The 15,738-nt window shown below is 50.7% G+C and carries 13 protein-coding genes and 1 pseudogene; 12 read left to right on the forward strand and 2 right to left on the reverse strand.

Going from position 1 to position 15,738, the window contains the following annotated elements:
- The first annotated feature begins 148 nt into the window (after positions 1 to 148).
- The 3 genes from ACFK9X_RS06975 to ACFK9X_RS06985 are packed head-to-tail and all read left to right on the forward strand — an operon-like array spanning position 149 to position 2,684.
- On the forward strand, positions 149 to 979 hold the full coding sequence (locus ACFK9X_RS06975; RefSeq protein WP_151115966.1) for a MetQ/NlpA family ABC transporter substrate-binding protein: 831 nt from the start codon (positions 149 to 151) through the stop codon (positions 977 to 979).
- 36 nt (positions 980 to 1,015) lie between these two features.
- Positions 1,016 to 2,032, forward strand: a complete 1,017-nt coding sequence (sfbB, locus tag ACFK9X_RS06980) for a virulence-associated ABC transporter ATP-binding protein SfbB (RefSeq protein ID WP_151115968.1) — start codon at positions 1,016 to 1,018, stop codon at positions 2,030 to 2,032.
- Positions 2,025 to 2,684, forward strand: coding sequence for a methionine ABC transporter permease (locus ACFK9X_RS06985; RefSeq protein ID WP_000342247.1), 660 nt, complete (start codon positions 2,025 to 2,027; stop codon positions 2,682 to 2,684). The genes sfbB and ACFK9X_RS06985 overlap by 8 nt, the downstream gene beginning before the upstream one ends.
- Before the next feature lie 38 nt (positions 2,685 to 2,722).
- Here the strand turns inward: ACFK9X_RS06985 and mnmH are convergent, their stop codons facing one another.
- A complete protein-coding gene (gene mnmH / locus ACFK9X_RS06990; protein ID WP_001154067.1) occupies positions 2,723 to 3,817 on the reverse strand; it encodes a tRNA 2-selenouridine(34) synthase MnmH in 1,095 nt (364 codons plus the stop codon).
- Between the two features lie 69 nt (positions 3,818 to 3,886).
- Positions 3,887 to 4,813, reverse strand: a complete 927-nt coding sequence (gene allS, locus ACFK9X_RS06995; protein ID WP_000460169.1) for an HTH-type transcriptional activator AllS — start codon at positions 4,811 to 4,813, stop codon at positions 3,887 to 3,889.
- A 226-nt stretch (positions 4,814 to 5,039) separates the two neighbouring features.
- On the opposite strand from allS, the gene allA reads away from it, so the two are divergent.
- From allA to ACFK9X_RS07040, 9 genes and pseudogenes are all read left to right on the forward strand, one after another.
- On the forward strand, positions 5,040 to 5,522 hold the full coding sequence (allA, locus tag ACFK9X_RS07000) for an ureidoglycolate lyase (RefSeq protein WP_000764659.1): 483 nt from the start codon (positions 5,040 to 5,042) through the stop codon (positions 5,520 to 5,522).
- 78 nt (positions 5,523 to 5,600) lie between these two features.
- Positions 5,601 to 6,419 carry an HTH-type transcriptional repressor AllR gene (gene allR / locus ACFK9X_RS07005; RefSeq protein ID WP_000141265.1) on the forward strand — a complete coding sequence of 273 codons (819 nt, stop codon included), beginning with the start codon at positions 5,601 to 5,603 and terminating at the stop codon, positions 6,417 to 6,419.
- A gap of 84 nt (positions 6,420 to 6,503) precedes the next feature.
- Positions 6,504 to 8,285, forward strand: coding sequence for a glyoxylate carboligase (gcl, locus tag ACFK9X_RS07010; protein WP_151115970.1), 1,782 nt, complete (start codon positions 6,504 to 6,506; stop codon positions 8,283 to 8,285).
- Between the two features lie 12 nt (positions 8,286 to 8,297).
- Positions 8,298 to 9,074: a hydroxypyruvate isomerase gene (gene hyi, locus ACFK9X_RS07015; protein ID WP_000943590.1), complete on the forward strand. Its 777-nt coding sequence runs from the start codon at positions 8,298 to 8,300 to the stop codon at positions 9,072 to 9,074.
- Positions 9,075 to 9,174: 100 nt separating this feature from the next.
- Positions 9,175 to 10,061, forward strand: a pseudogene (gene glxR, locus ACFK9X_RS07020) (2-hydroxy-3-oxopropionate reductase).
- A gap of 65 nt (positions 10,062 to 10,126) precedes the next feature.
- A complete protein-coding gene (locus ACFK9X_RS07025; protein ID WP_000005063.1) occupies positions 10,127 to 11,374 on the forward strand; it encodes an MFS transporter in 1,248 nt (415 codons plus the stop codon).
- Between the two features lie 95 nt (positions 11,375 to 11,469).
- Entirely contained in the window at positions 11,470 to 12,924 is a 1,455-nt protein-coding gene (locus ACFK9X_RS07030; RefSeq protein ID WP_151115972.1) for a putative allantoin permease, read from the forward strand.
- 78 nt (positions 12,925 to 13,002) lie between these two features.
- Entirely contained in the window at positions 13,003 to 14,364 is a 1,362-nt protein-coding gene (gene allB / locus ACFK9X_RS07035; RefSeq protein WP_151115974.1) for an allantoinase AllB, read from the forward strand.
- A 58-nt stretch (positions 14,365 to 14,422) separates the two neighbouring features.
- On the forward strand, positions 14,423 to 15,721 hold the full coding sequence (locus ACFK9X_RS07040; RefSeq protein WP_151115976.1) for a uracil/xanthine transporter: 1,299 nt from the start codon (positions 14,423 to 14,425) through the stop codon (positions 15,719 to 15,721).
- The last annotated feature ends 17 nt before the right edge of the window (positions 15,722 to 15,738 follow it).

A 15,738-nucleotide genomic window follows, 5' to 3' on the forward strand; every position in this document is an offset into this window, starting at 1 on the left:
CACACCAGGAAACATCATGAAATAATTTCAAGGACAGCAGGCTGTGATCTGTGTCATGTTAAGAAATAGCCTTTCGTTTGGGCCAAAACAGACGATGCCGCATGAACGGCATCCGGCACAGCATCACACTATTTAAAATGGAGAAATTATGGGATTGCGTCAGAGTTTACGCATTGCGGCCAGCACGCTATTACTGGCCTGCGGATTACAGTTTGCCCATGCCGATGGTTCCCCGCAAACGATCGTATTTGGCGTCGCGCCAGGGCCGTATGGCGACATGGTGAAGCAGGCGATTGCGCCGACATTAAAAGAAAAAGGGTATAAGGTCGTGGTGCGCGAGTTTAGCGACTATGTCCAGCCCAATATGGCGTTAGCTAACGGTAGCATCGACGCCAACCTCTTTCAACATACCCTCTATTTTGACAAATTCACCGCTGACAAAGGGCTGAAGCTCAGCAAACTTATTGTGGTACCGACCGCCGGGATGGGCTTCTATTCACGTAAAATCAACAGTCTGGATGCGCTTAAAAAAGGGGACATTATTACTCTCTCCAACGATCCGACCAACCTGGCGCGTGGTCTTCGCTTCCTGAAATCGTTGGAGCTGATCACGATTAAGGACAATATCGATCCGACCAAAGCCTCTGAACGAGATATCGCCAGCAATCCAAAAGGACTGGTTTTCAAACCGCTGGAAGCCGCACAGCTACCACGCACGCTGGATGGCGTGACCGGCGCGCTGGTTAACGGGAACTTTGCGGTGGCGGCAGGACTCGATCTCTCCAGCGCGATTAAGCAGGAACACCTGGATGAGAATCTGAAAAATATCATTGCGGTACGCAGTGAAGATGCCGATAAGCCGTTTGCCAAAGATATTGTCGAGGCGGTGAAATCGCCGGCTTATCGCGCGGTTATCGACGATCCAAAGAATATTTATAGCGCCTTCCAGAAACCGGAATGGATGACCGCGACACCCTGATCGCAGCGGTGACCATCCCCAATTTCTGAGGTGAATATGATTGAAATAGAAAAAGTCTGCGTCGATTTTACCGCCGGTCGCGGTACCCCCACGCGCGCGGTGGATGATGTGAGCCTGCATATCGCCGCGGGCGAGATTTTTGGCATTGTCGGTACCAGCGGCGCAGGAAAAAGCACTCTGCTGAGTACCCTGAACGCCTTAACGCGTCCCAGCCAGGGGCGCGTCAACGTCAACGGCGTGGAAATTTCGGCGCTGGACGGAAAAGCGTTACGTCAGGCGCGGCAGCGTATTGGTATGATTTTCCAGCATTTTAACTTAATGCATACCCGGACAGTGGCGCAAAACGTGGCGTTTAGCCTGAAAGCGGCTGTCTGGGAACGCAGCAAAATCGCGCCGCGGGTGGCGGAAATTTTAACGCTGGTGGGCCTTGCCGATAAAGCGAACCGTTTCCCGGTACAGCTCAGCGGCGGGCAAAAACAGCGGGTGGGGATAGCCCGCGCCATCGCTAACCATCCGGATGTGTTGCTGTGTGACGAACCGACTTCTGCGCTGGATCTGGAAACTTCCGCCACGATTCTGGCTCTGCTCAGACAGATCAACGCACAGCTCGGGATTACTATTGTGCTGATCACCCATGAAATGAACGTGATCAAATCTATTTGCGATCGCGTGGCGGTGATGTCGGGCGGTAAGGTTGTGGAATCGGGCGAGGTGTTTGATGTGTTTGCCCACCCGCAACACGCTTTCACACAGCAACTGGTGTCTCATACCCTTAATTTGACCCTGCCGGAACGTTTACGGGAACACCTGCCCGGGCAGTTGCTGAAAATTTTGTTTATCGGCGATTCGGCGGAGCAGCCGGTACTGTCGGAGGTGGCGATCAAGTTTGGCGTCGCGGTCAATATCCTGCATGGCAAGATTGAATATATCGGCGAACGCGCGTTGGGCATTCTGGTGGTGCAATTAACCGCGCCGCATAATCCAACGGCGGTGGCCGCCGCCGTGGAGCATATCCGTCAACGTACCGCACAGGTGGAGGTGATCCGTGGATGATTTATTGCCGGATTTAACGCTGGCGTTCAATGAAACTTTCCAGATGTTGAGTATTTCAACGGTGCTGGCGATTCTTGGCGGTCTACCGCTCGGTTTTCTGATTTTTGTCACCGATCGTCATCTGTTCTGGCAGAACCGTTTTATTTATCTCGTCGCCTCGGTTCTGGTGAATATTATCCGCTCGGTGCCATTTGTTATTTTACTGGTGCTGTTACTGCCGCTAACGCAGCTTTTGCTGGGCAATACGATTGGCCCGATTGCAGCCTCCGTCCCGCTGTCGGTGGCCGCAATCGCGTTTTATGCACGCCTGGTAGATAGCGCGCTCCGTGAAGTCGATAAAGGGATTATTGAGGCGGCGCTGGCATTCGGCGCTAGTCCGATGCGTATTATCTGTACCGTACTGTTGCCGGAAGCCAGCGCAGGGCTGCTGCGCGGCCTGACGATTACGCTGGTAAGCTTAATCGGCTACTCGGCGATGGCCGGGATTGTCGGCGGCGGCGGGGTAGGCGACCTGGCGATTCGCTATGGCTACTACCGTTACGAAACCGAAGTGATGGTTGTTACCGTAGTGGCGCTGATTGTGCTGGTTCAGGTCGTTCAGATGCTGGGCGACTGGCTGGCAAAACGTGCCGACAAGCGCGACAGACACTAAGCCGGCTCAATGTAGCGTCAGCCGGCAATAAAAGTAAGCTATTGCGCCTTTAGCCAGTTGGCAACGTCTTGCCATGGGCCGCGAAAAACGATATTCGCGGCTTTTTTCTCCAGTTGATAGCGATACATCGGGTCGTAATATTCGTTAAGTAGCGGAACCAGCCATGCCATATGGCCGTCGGTGCTGCCGCTGGATAATTGCTCCGCCAGCGCCCTATCCAGCGTGTCCGTCAGTTCGGCAAAGCGTTGCAACCCCAGACGGCGGCGAATAGCGAACAGTCCATGATGAAGATATTCACTATACGCCTGCCAACCGGCTTCATCGCCGTAGGCGTGGGTGAAGTCGTGATGCATACGGATGAAATACTCTTCACGCAGTCGTTCCAGACGAAGCGCAAACGGATCTTCCACTACCGCAATGGGGGCCTGCGCCATTCTTTCGCGTAAACACTCAGGCAGATGGTTGGCGCCGATCGTTCGCCCTTCATCTTCCAGTACCCACCTTTTTAGCGTCTGACGCGCGTTAATTTTCAGCAATTCAACGGCAAGTTTGTTTTCAAAACTGGCCTGGCTGAGCTGGGGTTTCAGCGTGCGGCCAAAAGAGGAGCCGCGATGACGCGCGAGACCTTCCAGATCCACGCCGTTGGGCTGTTGTCGTACCAGTTGCGTTTTGCCGCTGCCCGTACAGCCGCCAATTAAAAGTATCGGTTTTTGCGCCAGTTGCCAGGTCGCCTGAATTGCTGTCTGGCGCAGCGCTTTATAGCCGCCTTCAATAAGCGGGCAGTCAATCCCTGTTTCTTGCAGCCAACGTTGTACGATATGTGACCGCTGACCGCCGCGCGCGCAGCACAGATACCCGTTGGGGAAACGTTGATACGCGGCTTTCCAGGCCTCAAGCCGCTGCTGGCGAATGTCGCCGCAAACCAGCCGATGCCCCAACGCTAACGCCGCATCCGCGCCCTGACGTTTGTAGCAGGTGCCGACGGCGGCTCGCTCGTCATCCATCATCAATGGCAGGTTGATAGCGCCCGGCATGGCGCCCTGTTCAAACTCAATCGGCGCGCGTACATCAATTAAAGGCGTATCGGCAAGGAGGAGCGCGCGATAGTCCTGTGCTTTTTGTCTGTCTTGCATAACGTAAAACGTAACCTTAAATCATCCTTTGCGCTATTTTACGCGCCAATTCGCAAAGTGGCTTGATTTTTAACAGCGTACCGTGTTGAAAATGGATAAAAAACCGGCTATTTCGGGTTGCCGTTGGGTAAATAATTTCACAATGTCTTCTACCGCTTTGCCTCCGCCAAATTTATGCCAGGCGAGGCTTAACGGTGAGGGCGGACGCATCGTAGGGATGGTACAGCTTACCAGTTCGTTTTTGTCGATCAGCGTTTGACAAAGCGGCTGCGGGACAAAACCGATACCGACGCCTGCCAGATGAGCGGCGATTTTGGTTTCCATATCAGGCACGATAATTTCCTTCTGCCCCGGAAGGCGCCAGGCTACCCGCTTGGTCAGCGTACGCGCGCTGTCTTCGATATTAATTGCCGGGAAACGGCGCAACTGCGCTTCTGTTAGAGGCCCGCTGACGTGAGCTAAAGGATGATCCGCGGACATTACAAAACGCCATTGTACGGAACCTAAAGGGTCGAGCATAAAGGTATTAGCCAACGGCTCGGTGCCAGTTACGCCAATCGCCAGCGAAAAACCTTCATACAGGAGCGAATCCCAGACGCCCATATAAATTTGCCGGGAAAAGTGAAACTGAGTGAAGGGGTAACGCGCATTAAGCCACGATAAGAGACTGGCGACCGCTTGCGGGCTATAGAGCAGGTTATTCACCACAATATTGACCTGACGCTCTACGCCGTCGTTAACCTGGCGTAGCTCGTCAGGCATGCTGTCCAGCCACGCAAGCCAGTCTTTTGCCTGAGAGAGAAGGTGAGAGCCCGCCGCCGTCAACGAGACGCTTCGCGTTGTGCGAAAGAACAGCCCTACGCCGGTATTTTCCTCCAGCAGTTTGATGCGGTAGCTAATGGTTGCCGTGGTTTTACACAGGCGCTCCGCCGCTTTGGAGAAACTCCCCGTTTCGGCAACGCTGATAAAGGTACGCAGTGTTTCCGGGTCAAACATCGTCAGACGCCTCCTTACGATCCTGATAAAACCAGAATTGTTTTCCTATGATTTTTAAGTAGTTTTACATAATAGCCATGTTTGATTTGTGGTCTAAATCTACTTTTGGAAAAATATTCCAACTTTTATGTTGATGTTAAATCCCGAAGGTTTTAGATTGCATGGTATTGAAACCGGACAGAGTCCAAACCGCGGTTAAACGGAATCGAGCTACAAGGGAAAAATAATGAAACTTGAGGTATTACCGTTAGATCAGAAGACGTTCAGCGCTTATGGCGATGTTATTGAGACGCAGGAACGAGACTTTTTTCATATAAACAACGGGTTAGTTGAGCGATATCACGACCTGGCGAAGGTTGAAGTTCTGGAGCAGGATCGCACGCTGATCAGTATTAACAGGGCGCAACCGGCCGCGATGCCTATTGTGGTACATGAACTGGAACGTCATCCTTTAGGTACGCAGGCGTTTGTGCCGATGAACGGCGAGGCTTTTGTCGTTATTGTCGCGCTCGGCGATGATAAACCCGATCTCTCCACGCTGCGGGCGTTTATTAGCAATGGACGGCAGGGCGTCAATTATCACCGTAATGTATGGCATCACCCGCTGTTTGCGTGGCAGACGGTTACCGATTTTCTGACGGTGGATCGCGGTGGCAGCGATAACTGTGATGTTGAAAGTATCCCGACACATGAACTCTGTTTTGCGTGACGCTATTGGCCTTCTTGCATAAGATGAACATATTGTTCATTGTTTATGCTCATATTTTGGGCCGGAGTTAACGTAAATATGACGGAAGTAAGACGACGCGGCAGGCCAGGACAGGCAGAGCCGACTGCGCAGAAAGGCGCTCAGGCGCTGGAGAGGGGCATAGCGATATTGCAATATCTCGAAAGAAGCGGCGGCAGTTCATCAGTTAGCGATATTTCCGGCAGCCTGGATTTACCGCTTTCTACGACGTTTCGCCTGTTAAAGGTACTGCAAGCGGCTGATTTTGTGTACCAGGATAGCCAGCTTGGCTGGTGGCATATTGGTTTAGGCGTATTTAATGTGGGCTCTGCGTATATTCATAATCGCGATGTCCTCTCGGTGGCCGGACCCTTTATGCACCGACTTATGCTGCTTTCTGGCGAGACGGTCAACGTAGCGATTCGCAACGGTAATGAAGCGGTGTTAATCGGTCAAAAGGAGTGCAAATCGATGGTCAGAATGTGCGCGCCCTTAGGGAGTCGTCTGCCGTTACATGCTTCCGGCGCCGGAAAAGCGCTGCTTTACCCGCTCACCGAAGAAGAGCTGGTGGGGATCGTCGTCAATACCGGTTTGCGGCGGTTTACGCCGACCACTCTGGTGGATTTACCTATCCTGCTTAAAAATCTGGAGCAGGCGCGTGAACAGGGCTACACCGTCGACCAGGAAGAACATGTTGTCGGGCTGAATTGTATCGCCTCTGCTATCTATGACGATGCGGGCAGCGTGGTCGCCGCTATCTCAATATCGGGACCGGCTTCCCGGCTGACGGAAGATCGCTTTATCAGCCAGGGGGAACTGGTACGGGATACCGCGAAAGACATCAGTACGGCGCTTGGGCTAAAACCCCCTGTAGCCTGAGCCGCATCCCGTTCGCTGGAGCGGGACTTTTTTAAAATTTTTAAAAGTTGGAAACTTTTTCCAATAAAAAGAGGTAGCAATAAAATGGCAAAAATGAGAGCCGTGGATGCGGCAATGTATGTGCTGGAAAAAGAAGGTATCACCACAGCATTCGGCGTTCCTGGGGCTGCAATCAACCCCTTCTATTCTGCAATGCGTAAGCATGGAGGCATTCGCCATATACTGGCGCGTCATGTGGAAGGCGCTTCGCATATGGCTGAGGGCTACACACGTGCGGCGGCAGGTAATATTGGGGTTTGCCTGGGCACTTCCGGCCCGGCGGGAACCGACATGATCACCGCGCTCTATTCCGCTTCTGCCGACTCTATCCCGATTTTATGCATTACTGGTCAGGCGCCACGAGCGCGTCTGCACAAGGAAGATTTCCAGGCAGTCGATATTGAAGCGATTGCAAAATCAGTCAGCAAGATGGCAGTGACGGTTCGTGAGGCGGCGCTGGTGCCGCGCGTATTACAACAGGCTTTTCATCTGATGCGCTCAGGCCGCCCAGGTCCTGTGCTGGTTGATTTACCGTTTGATGTCCAGGTTGCGGAAATCGAATTCGATCCGGATATGTATGAGCCGCTGCCGGTATATAAGCCAGCCGCCAGCCGCGTACAGATTGAAAAGGCGCTGGAGATGCTGATTCAGTCCGAGCGTCCGGTAATTGTCGCGGGCGGCGGGGTTATTAACGCCGACGCCGCGCCACTGCTGCAGCAGTTTGCCGAACTGACCAACGTACCGGTGATCCCTACCCTGATGGGCTGGGGCTGTATCCCGGACGATCACCCCTTAATGGCGGGGATGGTCGGCCTGCAAACGGCGCACCGCTACGGCAACGCCACTCTGCTGGCATCCGATATGGTTTTTGGCATCGGTAACCGTTTCGCCAACCGTCATACGGGGTCCGTTGAGAAATATACTCAGGGGCGAAAAATCATCCATATCGATATTGAACCGACGCAAATTGGCCGCGTGTTGTGCCCGGATCTGGGCATCGTTTCTGACGCCAAAGCGGCGCTAACGTTGCTGATCGATGTCGCGCAGGAGATGCAAAAAGCGGGGCGTTTGCCATGCCGGAAGACCTGGGTGGACGAATGCCAGCAGCGTAAACGGACTTTGCTGCGTAAAACCCACTTTGACAACGTGCCAGTGAAGCCGCAGCGCGTCTATGAAGAGATGAACAAAGCCTTTGGTCGCGATGTGTGCTATGTCACCACCATTGGATTGTCGCAAATCGCGGCAGCGCAGATGCTGCATGTGTTTAAAGACAGACACTGGATCAACTGCGGCCAGGCGGGGCCTCTTGGCTGGACAATCCCGGCGGCATTAGGGGTTTGTGCTGCCGATCCGCAACGCAATGTGGTGGCGATTTCCGGCGATTTCGACTTCCAGTTCCTGATTGAAGAGTTAGCCGTCGGCGCGCAGTTTAACATTCCGTATATCCATGTGCTGGTTAACAACGCTTATCTTGGTCTGATTCGCCAGTCGCAACGCGCATTTGACATGGACTACTGCGTACAGCTCGCCTTTGAAAATATCAACTCCAGCGAAGTGAATGGCTATGGCGTTGACCATGTAAAAGTGGCGGAAGGGTTAGGCTGTAAAGCCATTCGTGTCTTTAAACCGGAAGATATTGCGCCTGCATTTGAACAAGCCAAAGCGCTAATGGCGCAATATCGCGTTCCGGTGGTGGTGGAAGTCATTCTGGAACGCGTAACCAATATTTCCATGGGCAGCGAACTGGATAACGTAACCGAGTTTGAAGAGGTTGCGGATAGTGCGAAAGATGCGCCAACAGAAACCTGTTTTATGAAATATGAGTAAGGGAGGTAATCGATGTTACGTTTCTCTGCCAATCTTTCTATGCTGTTTACGGAATATGATTTCCTGGAACGCTTTGATAAAGCGGCGTTGTCGGGATTTCGCGGCGTGGAATTCATGTTTCCCTACGATAACGACATCGAAGTGTTAAAACGTAAGCTCAGGGATAATAATCTGGAACATACGTTACATAATTTACCGGCTGGCGACTGGGCGGCTGGCGAACGTGGAATTGCCTGTATTCCTGGGCGCGAAGAAGAATTTCGCGATGGCGTAGCGGCCGCAATCCGTTATGCACGTGCGTTAGGCAATAAGAAAATAAATTGTCTGGTGGGTAAAACGCCGTCAGGATTCTCCGCAACGGAGATCCACGACACGTTGGTTGAAAACCTGCGCTATGCGGCAAATATGCTGGCGAAAGAAGACATTTTATTACTTATCGAACCTATTAATCACTTTGATATGCCGGGATTCCATCTCACCGGCACTCAACAGGCGTTAGCATTAATTAAGGATATCGGCAGCGATAATATCAAAATTCAGTATGATATTTATCACATGCAACGCATGGAAGGGGAATTAACGCAAACCATGACGGCATGGGCCGATAAAATAGGCCATTTACAGATTGCTGATAACCCGCGTCGCGGCGAGCCGGGGACCGGGGAAATCAATTATGACTTTATTTTTAATGTCATTAAACAGTCTGATTATGATGGCTGGGTTGGCTGTGAATATAAACCACTGACTACCACGGAAGCGGGATTATCGTGGATTAATCAGTACCGTTAAAACGCAGAATAATTCGGGCAGCGCTTTTTTTTCCACTGTGTTGGAAGGGGATTGTGTTGCCTGAATCTGGAAACACCGAAAGCAATAAAAGAGGTTGTATATGAAACTGGGATTTATTGGCCTGGGAATTATGGGCTCGCCAATGGCTATCAATTTGGCACGCGCCGGTCATCAATTACACGTTACGACTATTGGTCCGGTCGCGGACGAACTGCTCTCGCTGGGGGCGGTAAATGTTGAGACTGCACGTCAGGTAACTGAATTTGCAGACATCATCTTCATAATGGTGCCGGATACGCCGCAGGTTGAAGAGGTGTTATTTGGCGAACACGGTTGCGCCAAAACATCGCTTCAGGGAAAAACCATCGTCGATATGAGTTCTATTTCTCCTATCGAAACCAAACGTTTTGCCCAGCGCGTTAATGAAATGGGCGCTGATTACCTGGATGCCCCGGTTTCCGGGGGAGAAATCGGGGCGCGTGAAGGCACTCTGTCGATTATGGTCGGCGGCGAGCAGAAAGTCTTTGACCGCGTTAAACCGCTCTTTGACATCCTGGGAAAAAATATCACCCTGGTGGGCGGCAATGGGGATGGGCAAACCTGTAAGGTGGCTAACCAAATTATTGTTGCGCTGAATATTGAAGCGGTTTCTGAAGCCTTAGTGTTTGCTTCAAAAGCAGGCGCCGATCCGGTACGCGTGCGCCAGGCGTTAATGGGCGGGTTCGCCTCTTCACGCATTCTGGAAGTTCACGGCGAGCGCATGATCAACCGGACGTTCGAGCCTGGTTTCAAAATCGCGCTTCATCAGAAAGACCTTAATCTTGCATTGCAAAGCGCAAAAGCGCAAAAGCGCTGGCGCTGAATTTACCGAATACGGCGACCTGCCAGGAATTATTCAATACCTGTGCGGCAAATGGCGGGAGCCAGCTTGATCATTCGGCAATGGTACAGGCGCTGGAATTAATGGCCAATCATAAATTGTCCTAATTATGTGTATCGCTGCGGCTGCAGCGATACCTGTTCACAAGGAACACTCTGTAAAGGTGAAGAACATGAGTGAAACTAAAAAATCCGGGATTGATTACTGGAAACAAATTGTTGTCGTAATGAGTCTGGGCTGGGTAGCGATTTGGATCTATCGCACCGTGCTTACGCCAATTTATCCAGAAATTCAGGCATCTTTAGACAATGTAAGTAATGCAGAAATAGGCGCCATTGCAAGTTTTTACTTTTTTGCTTACTGCAGTATGCAAATCCCTTGCGGAATATTGGTCGATAAATTCGGTCAAAAAATCATGCTGATGGCCGGATTTACGCTTTTTATTATTGGTACACTCTGTATCGCGAAAGCCAATGGCCTGGCCATGATCTATACAGGGTCGCTAATGGCAGGCGGAGGATGCGCTTCTTTCTTTAGCTCGGCTTATTCACTCTCTTCGGCAAACGTGCCGCAGGCCCGTCGGGCATTAGCCAATGCGATTATCAACAGCGGGTCGGCTATAGGGATGGGGATTGGCTTAATCGGTTCCAGCGTATTAGTAAAAAACATGAGCATGGCCTGGCAGAATGTACTGTATATCGTGGCCGCGATATTAGTAATCATGCTGTGCGTTTTTACGCTGGTCATTCGTGGTAAAGCCAAAAGCGACTCTGCGCAAGCGGAAAAGCAAACCCAAACCGTTACGGAAGATGAGAAACGCGCGCCTTTATTCTCTGGTTTATTGTGTAGCGTTTACTTCCTCTATTTCTGTACCTGCTACGGTTATTATTTGATAGTGACCTGGCTGCCCTCTTATCTACAGACTGAAAGAGGATTTGATGGCGGAGCTATCGGGCTGGCATCAGCGCTGGTGGCGGTAGTTGGCGTACCGGGGGCGTTATTTTTTAGCCATCTGTCAGATAAATTTCGTAACAGTAAAGTTAAGGTTATTCTCGGTCTGGAAATTGTGGCGGCAGCAATGTTGGCGTTTACGGTTTTGTCCCCGAATACCACGATGCTGATGGTCAGCCTGACGCTATACGGCTTGCTGGGGAAAATGGCGGTAGACCCGATCCTGATCTCCTTTGTATCTGAACAGGCTTCGGCAAAAAGTCTGGGAAGAGCTTTCAGCCTTTTTAATTTCTTTGGCATGAGCTCGGCGGTTGTCGCCCCAACGTTGACCGGATTTATTTCGGATGTAACGGGGTCGAAAGAGATCAGTTTTGTGATTTCAGCATGTTTAGTGGTCACCGGAACGCTGATCTTTGCTGTCGTCACTTTATATAAAAAGAAAGCAACGCAACGTATTGCTTCAGCTTAAAAATAATTATATCTACTAATTCTTTATTTTATATTTATTTGTTCCTCATAGCTAAACCCATAACAACGTTATCCGATGCGTGAAAAGAGGGATTTATGGAACATCAAAGAGAGCTATACCAGCAGCGCGGTTATAGCGAAGACTTATTACCTAAAACAGAAACCCAACGAAACTGGAAGGCATTTAACTATTTCACCTTATGGATGGGATCTGTACATAACGTGCCAAATTACGTTATGGTCGGCGGTTTTTTTATACTGGGGCTATCAACATTTAATATCATGTTGGCCATTATTATCAGCGCATTATTTATTGCGGCGGCGATGGTAATGAATGGCGCGGCAGGCAGCAAATATGGCGTTCCTTTTGCTATGATATTGCGAGGTTCTTACGGCGTCCGCGGCGCGCTATTCCCTGGATTATTGCGAGGGGGAATCGCGGCAATTATGTGGTTCGGCTTACAGTGTTACGCGGGATCGCTGGCATTTCTTATTTTGATTGGGAAGATCTGGCCAGGATTTCTGACATTAGGCGGAGATTTCAAGCTGCTGGGTCTTTCACTGCCAGGACTAATTACTTTTCTAATTTTTTGGATTATTAACGTTGGCATCGGTTTTGGCGGTGGTAAAGTATTAAATAAATTTACCGCTATTCTCAATCCATGTATTTACATTGTCTTTGGCGGCATGGCTATTTGGGCAATATCGCTGGTCGGCATTGGCCCGATTCTGGACTATCTGCCTTCAGGCGTGCAAAAAGCAGAGCACAGCGGCTTTCTGTTCCTGGTGGTGATTAACGCCGTAGTCGCCGTCTGGGCTGCGCCAGCAGTGAGTGCGTCCGATTTCACGCAAAACGCGCATTCATTTCGCGCTCAGGCATTGGGACAAACACTGGGGCTTATCGTAGCGTATATATTATTCGCCGTAGCCAGCGTGTGCATTATTGCCGGAGCCAGTATTCATTATGGTATGGATACCTGGAACGTGCTGGATATTGTGCAGCGCTGGGACAGCCTGTTTGCTTCATTCTTTGCGGTGCTGGTGATTCTGATGACGACAATTTCAACCAACGCCACCGGTAATATTATACCTGCGGGGTATCAAATTGCGGCGCTTGCCCCGACAAAGCTTAACTATAAAAATGGCGTAATGATTGCCAGTATTATCAGTCTACTGATTTGCCCATGGAAATTAATGGAGAATCAGGACAGTATTTATCTGCTCCTCGATATTATCGGCGGTATGCTTGGCCCGGTAATCGGCGTAATGTTAGCTCATTATTTTGTGGTAATGCGTGGAAAAATTAATCTTGATGAGCTGTACACCGCCAGCGGTGATTACAAATATTATGATAATGGATTTAACCTGACTGCATTTTCAGTCACCCTGGTCGCAGTCATTCTGTCATTAGGCGGCAAGTTTATACCATTTATGGAGCCTTTATCCCGCGTGTCCTGGTTTGTAGGCGTAATAGTTGCGTTCGTTGCTTATGCGCTATTGAAGAAACGCACGGGTTTTGAAAATACAGGAGAGAAAAAACTCGCAGGTTAAATATTGAAAAAGCATTAAGCGTATTTAATGAAGTGTGCGCTATTTAAAAACTATCTGTATCCATACAAGGAGTTTGTTATGTCTTTTGATTTAATTATTAAGAACGGTACTGTCATCTTAGAAAACGAAGCGAGAGTTATCGATATCGCCGTCCAGGGCGGAAAAATCGCCGCGATTGGCGAAAACCTGGGGGAAGCGAAAAATGTGCTGGATGCGACGGGATTGATCGTTTCGCCGGGCATGGTTGACGCGCATACCCACATTTCTGAACCGGGCCGTACCCACTGGGAAGGCTATGAAACCGGTACCCGCGCGGCGGCGAAAGGCGGTATTACCACGATGATTGAGATGCCGCTCAATCAGCTGCCGGCGACGGTAGATCGTGAGACGATTGAACTCAAGTTTGACGCGGCAAAAGGTAAATTGACTATCGACGCCGCGCAGTTGGGCGGTTTGGTTTCTTATAACCTGGATCGGCTGCATGAGCTGGACGAAGTGGGCGTTCTCGGCTTCAAGTGCTTTGTCGCCACCTGCGGCGATCGTGGCATCGATAATGATTTTCGCGACGTTAATGACTGGCAGTTTTACAAAGGCGCGCAAAAACTGGGGGAAATGGACCAGACGGTACTGGTACATTGCGAAAATGCTCTGATTTGCGATGAGCTGGGTGAAGAAGCTAAACGCGAAGGACGCGTAACGGCGCATGATTATGTCGCCTCACGTCCGGTATTTACTGAAGTGGAAGCCATTCGTCGCGTGCTGTATCTGGCGAAAGCGGCAGGTTGCCGTCTGCACGTTTGCCATATCAGCAGCCCGGAGGGGGTAGAGGAAGTAACGCGCGCGCGTCAGGAAGGTCAGGATGTCACCTGTGAATCGTGCCCGCACTATTTTGTCCTCGATACCGATCAGTTCGAAGAGATTGGCACCCTGGCAAAATGTTCTCCGCCAATTCGCGACCAGGAAAACCAGAAAGGGATGTGGGAAAAACTGTTTAACGGCGAAATCGACTGCCTGGTATCCGACCACTCTCCATGCCCTCCGGAAATGAAAGCAGGCAATATCATGCAAGCATGGGGCGGAATTGCCGGACTGCAAAACTGCATGGACGTCATGTTTGATGAAGCGGTGCAAAAACGCGGTATGTCGTTGCCGATGTTTGGCAAATTAATGGCGACCAACGCCGCCGATATTTTTGGTCTGAAACATAAAGGACGTATTGCCCCCGGCAAAGATGCTGACCTGGTCTTTATTCAGCCTGACAGCAGCTATGTTCTGAAAAATGAAGACCTGGAATATCGCCATAAAGTCAGTCCGTATGTTGGCCGTACTATTGGCGCGCGTATTACCAAAACGATTTTGCGCGGCGATGTTATTTATGACATCGAGCATGGCTTCCCTGTGCCGCCAAAAGGTCAGTTTATCCTTAAACATCAGCAGTAATCCGGTGTGATTTAATGCCCGTCGTCACGACGGGCATTCTCTATTTTAAGGTGTGGATATGTTCCCTGTTATTAACCGCGAAAGTGTATTGTCCGGCTTTCAGTGGTTTTTCTTTATTTTCTGTAACACGGTTGTGGTTCCCCCTACCTTGCTGTCCGCTTTTCATCTTCCTGCTGATAACCTGTTAATGCTCACACAATACGCTTTTTTGACCACCGCGTTGGCCTGCTTGGCTAAGGCATTTTGCGGCCATCGCCGGGCCATTATGGAAGGGCCGACAGGGCTGTGGTGGGGCGCTATTCTTACGATTACGCTTGGCGAGGCGTCTCGCGGCACGCCGCTGAACGATATCGCCTCCAGCCTGTCGGTCGGGATTGCGATCTCCGCGATGGTGACGATATTTATCGGCATTAGCGGCTTAGGACACCGTCTGGCTCGCCTGTTTACGCCAGCGGTAATGGTTTTTTTCATGCTGCTTTTGGGCGCGCAGCTGACCTCAATATTTTTTAAAGGCATGCTGGGGCTGCCTTTTGGCATTGCCGATACCAGCGCCAGAATCAAATTGGCCCCCTTTGGGCTGGCGGTCGCGGTGATGTGTTTTATCCTCGCGATGATTATTTTCCTGCAGCAGCGTATCTCCCGTTACGCGTTACTGGTAGGGACCGTGGTCGGGTGGGGGCTATGGCGGTTATGCTTTCCTTCATCACACTTACCGCCGGGTGAATTAAGCTGGCGATGGTTTCCGCTGGGCAGCCACGGCACGCTGATGCCGGGTATTATTGTGACGGCGGTGATGACGGGGTTAGTCAACATCAGCAACACTTACGGCGCCATCCGCGGTACCGATATCTTTTATCTGCATCAAGGGTCAGGCAGTTCTCGTTATCGCCGAAGCTTTATGATTTCCGGACTGATGACGTTAGTGACGGTGCCTTTCGCGGTCGTGCCTTTTTCGCCTTTTGTGTCTTCCATTGGTTTATTAACGCAAACCGGCGACAGTTCTCGCAAATCTTTTATCTGCGGTAGCGCGCTGTGTCTGCTGGTTGCCATTATAACGCCGTTAACCCGCTTATTTTGCGCTATTCCACTGGCGATCAGCAGCGCCGTTATGCTGGTCTCTTATTTACCTTTACTTTATTCCGGTTTGGTTTTTAGCCAGCAAATTACGTTTACCGCGCGGAATATTTATCGCCTGGCATTACCGCTTTTTGTCGGCATTTTTTTGATGGGGCTTCCTCCGGTCTATTTACAGGATCTTCCACTGATGATTCGTCCTCTGCTTAGCAACGGATTACTGGTGGGAATCTTACTGGCAGTGCTTATGGAAAATCTTATTCCGTGGGAACGCATTAAATAACGTGAGAAAAAAAGGAG

The sequence above is a fragment of the Salmonella sp. WC3 genome, from assembly GCF_042932255.1.
Lineage (GTDB): Bacteria > Pseudomonadota > Gammaproteobacteria > Enterobacterales > Enterobacteriaceae > Salmonella > Salmonella enterica.

What these genes read in the sequence shown, in the direction of transcription:
- ACFK9X_RS06975 (WP_151115966.1), top strand. Translation starts at nt 149, where the DNA reads ATGGGATTGCGTCAGAGTTTACGCATTGCGGCCAGCACGCTATTACTG.
- sfbB (WP_151115968.1), top strand. Translation starts at nt 1,016, where the DNA reads ATGATTGAAATAGAAAAAGTCTGCGTCGATTTTACCGCCGGTCGCGGT.
- mnmH (WP_001154067.1), bottom strand. Translation starts at nt 3,817, where the DNA reads ATGCAAGACAGACAAAAAGCACAGGACTATCGCGCGCTCCTCCTTGCC.
- allS (WP_000460169.1), bottom strand. Translation starts at nt 4,813, where the DNA reads ATGTTTGACCCGGAAACACTGCGTACCTTTATCAGCGTTGCCGAAACG.
- allA (WP_000764659.1), top strand. Translation starts at nt 5,040, where the DNA reads ATGAAACTTGAGGTATTACCGTTAGATCAGAAGACGTTCAGCGCTTAT.
- allR (WP_000141265.1), top strand. Translation starts at nt 5,601, where the DNA reads ATGACGGAAGTAAGACGACGCGGCAGGCCAGGACAGGCAGAGCCGACT.
- gcl (WP_151115970.1), top strand. Translation starts at nt 6,504, where the DNA reads ATGGCAAAAATGAGAGCCGTGGATGCGGCAATGTATGTGCTGGAAAAA.
- hyi (WP_000943590.1), top strand. Translation starts at nt 8,298, where the DNA reads ATGTTACGTTTCTCTGCCAATCTTTCTATGCTGTTTACGGAATATGAT.
- ACFK9X_RS07025 (WP_000005063.1), top strand. Translation starts at nt 10,127, where the DNA reads ATGAGTGAAACTAAAAAATCCGGGATTGATTACTGGAAACAAATTGTT.
- ACFK9X_RS07030 (WP_151115972.1), top strand. Translation starts at nt 11,470, where the DNA reads ATGGAACATCAAAGAGAGCTATACCAGCAGCGCGGTTATAGCGAAGAC.
- allB (WP_151115974.1), top strand. Translation starts at nt 13,003, where the DNA reads ATGTCTTTTGATTTAATTATTAAGAACGGTACTGTCATCTTAGAAAAC.
- ACFK9X_RS07040 (WP_151115976.1), top strand. Translation starts at nt 14,423, where the DNA reads ATGTTCCCTGTTATTAACCGCGAAAGTGTATTGTCCGGCTTTCAGTGG.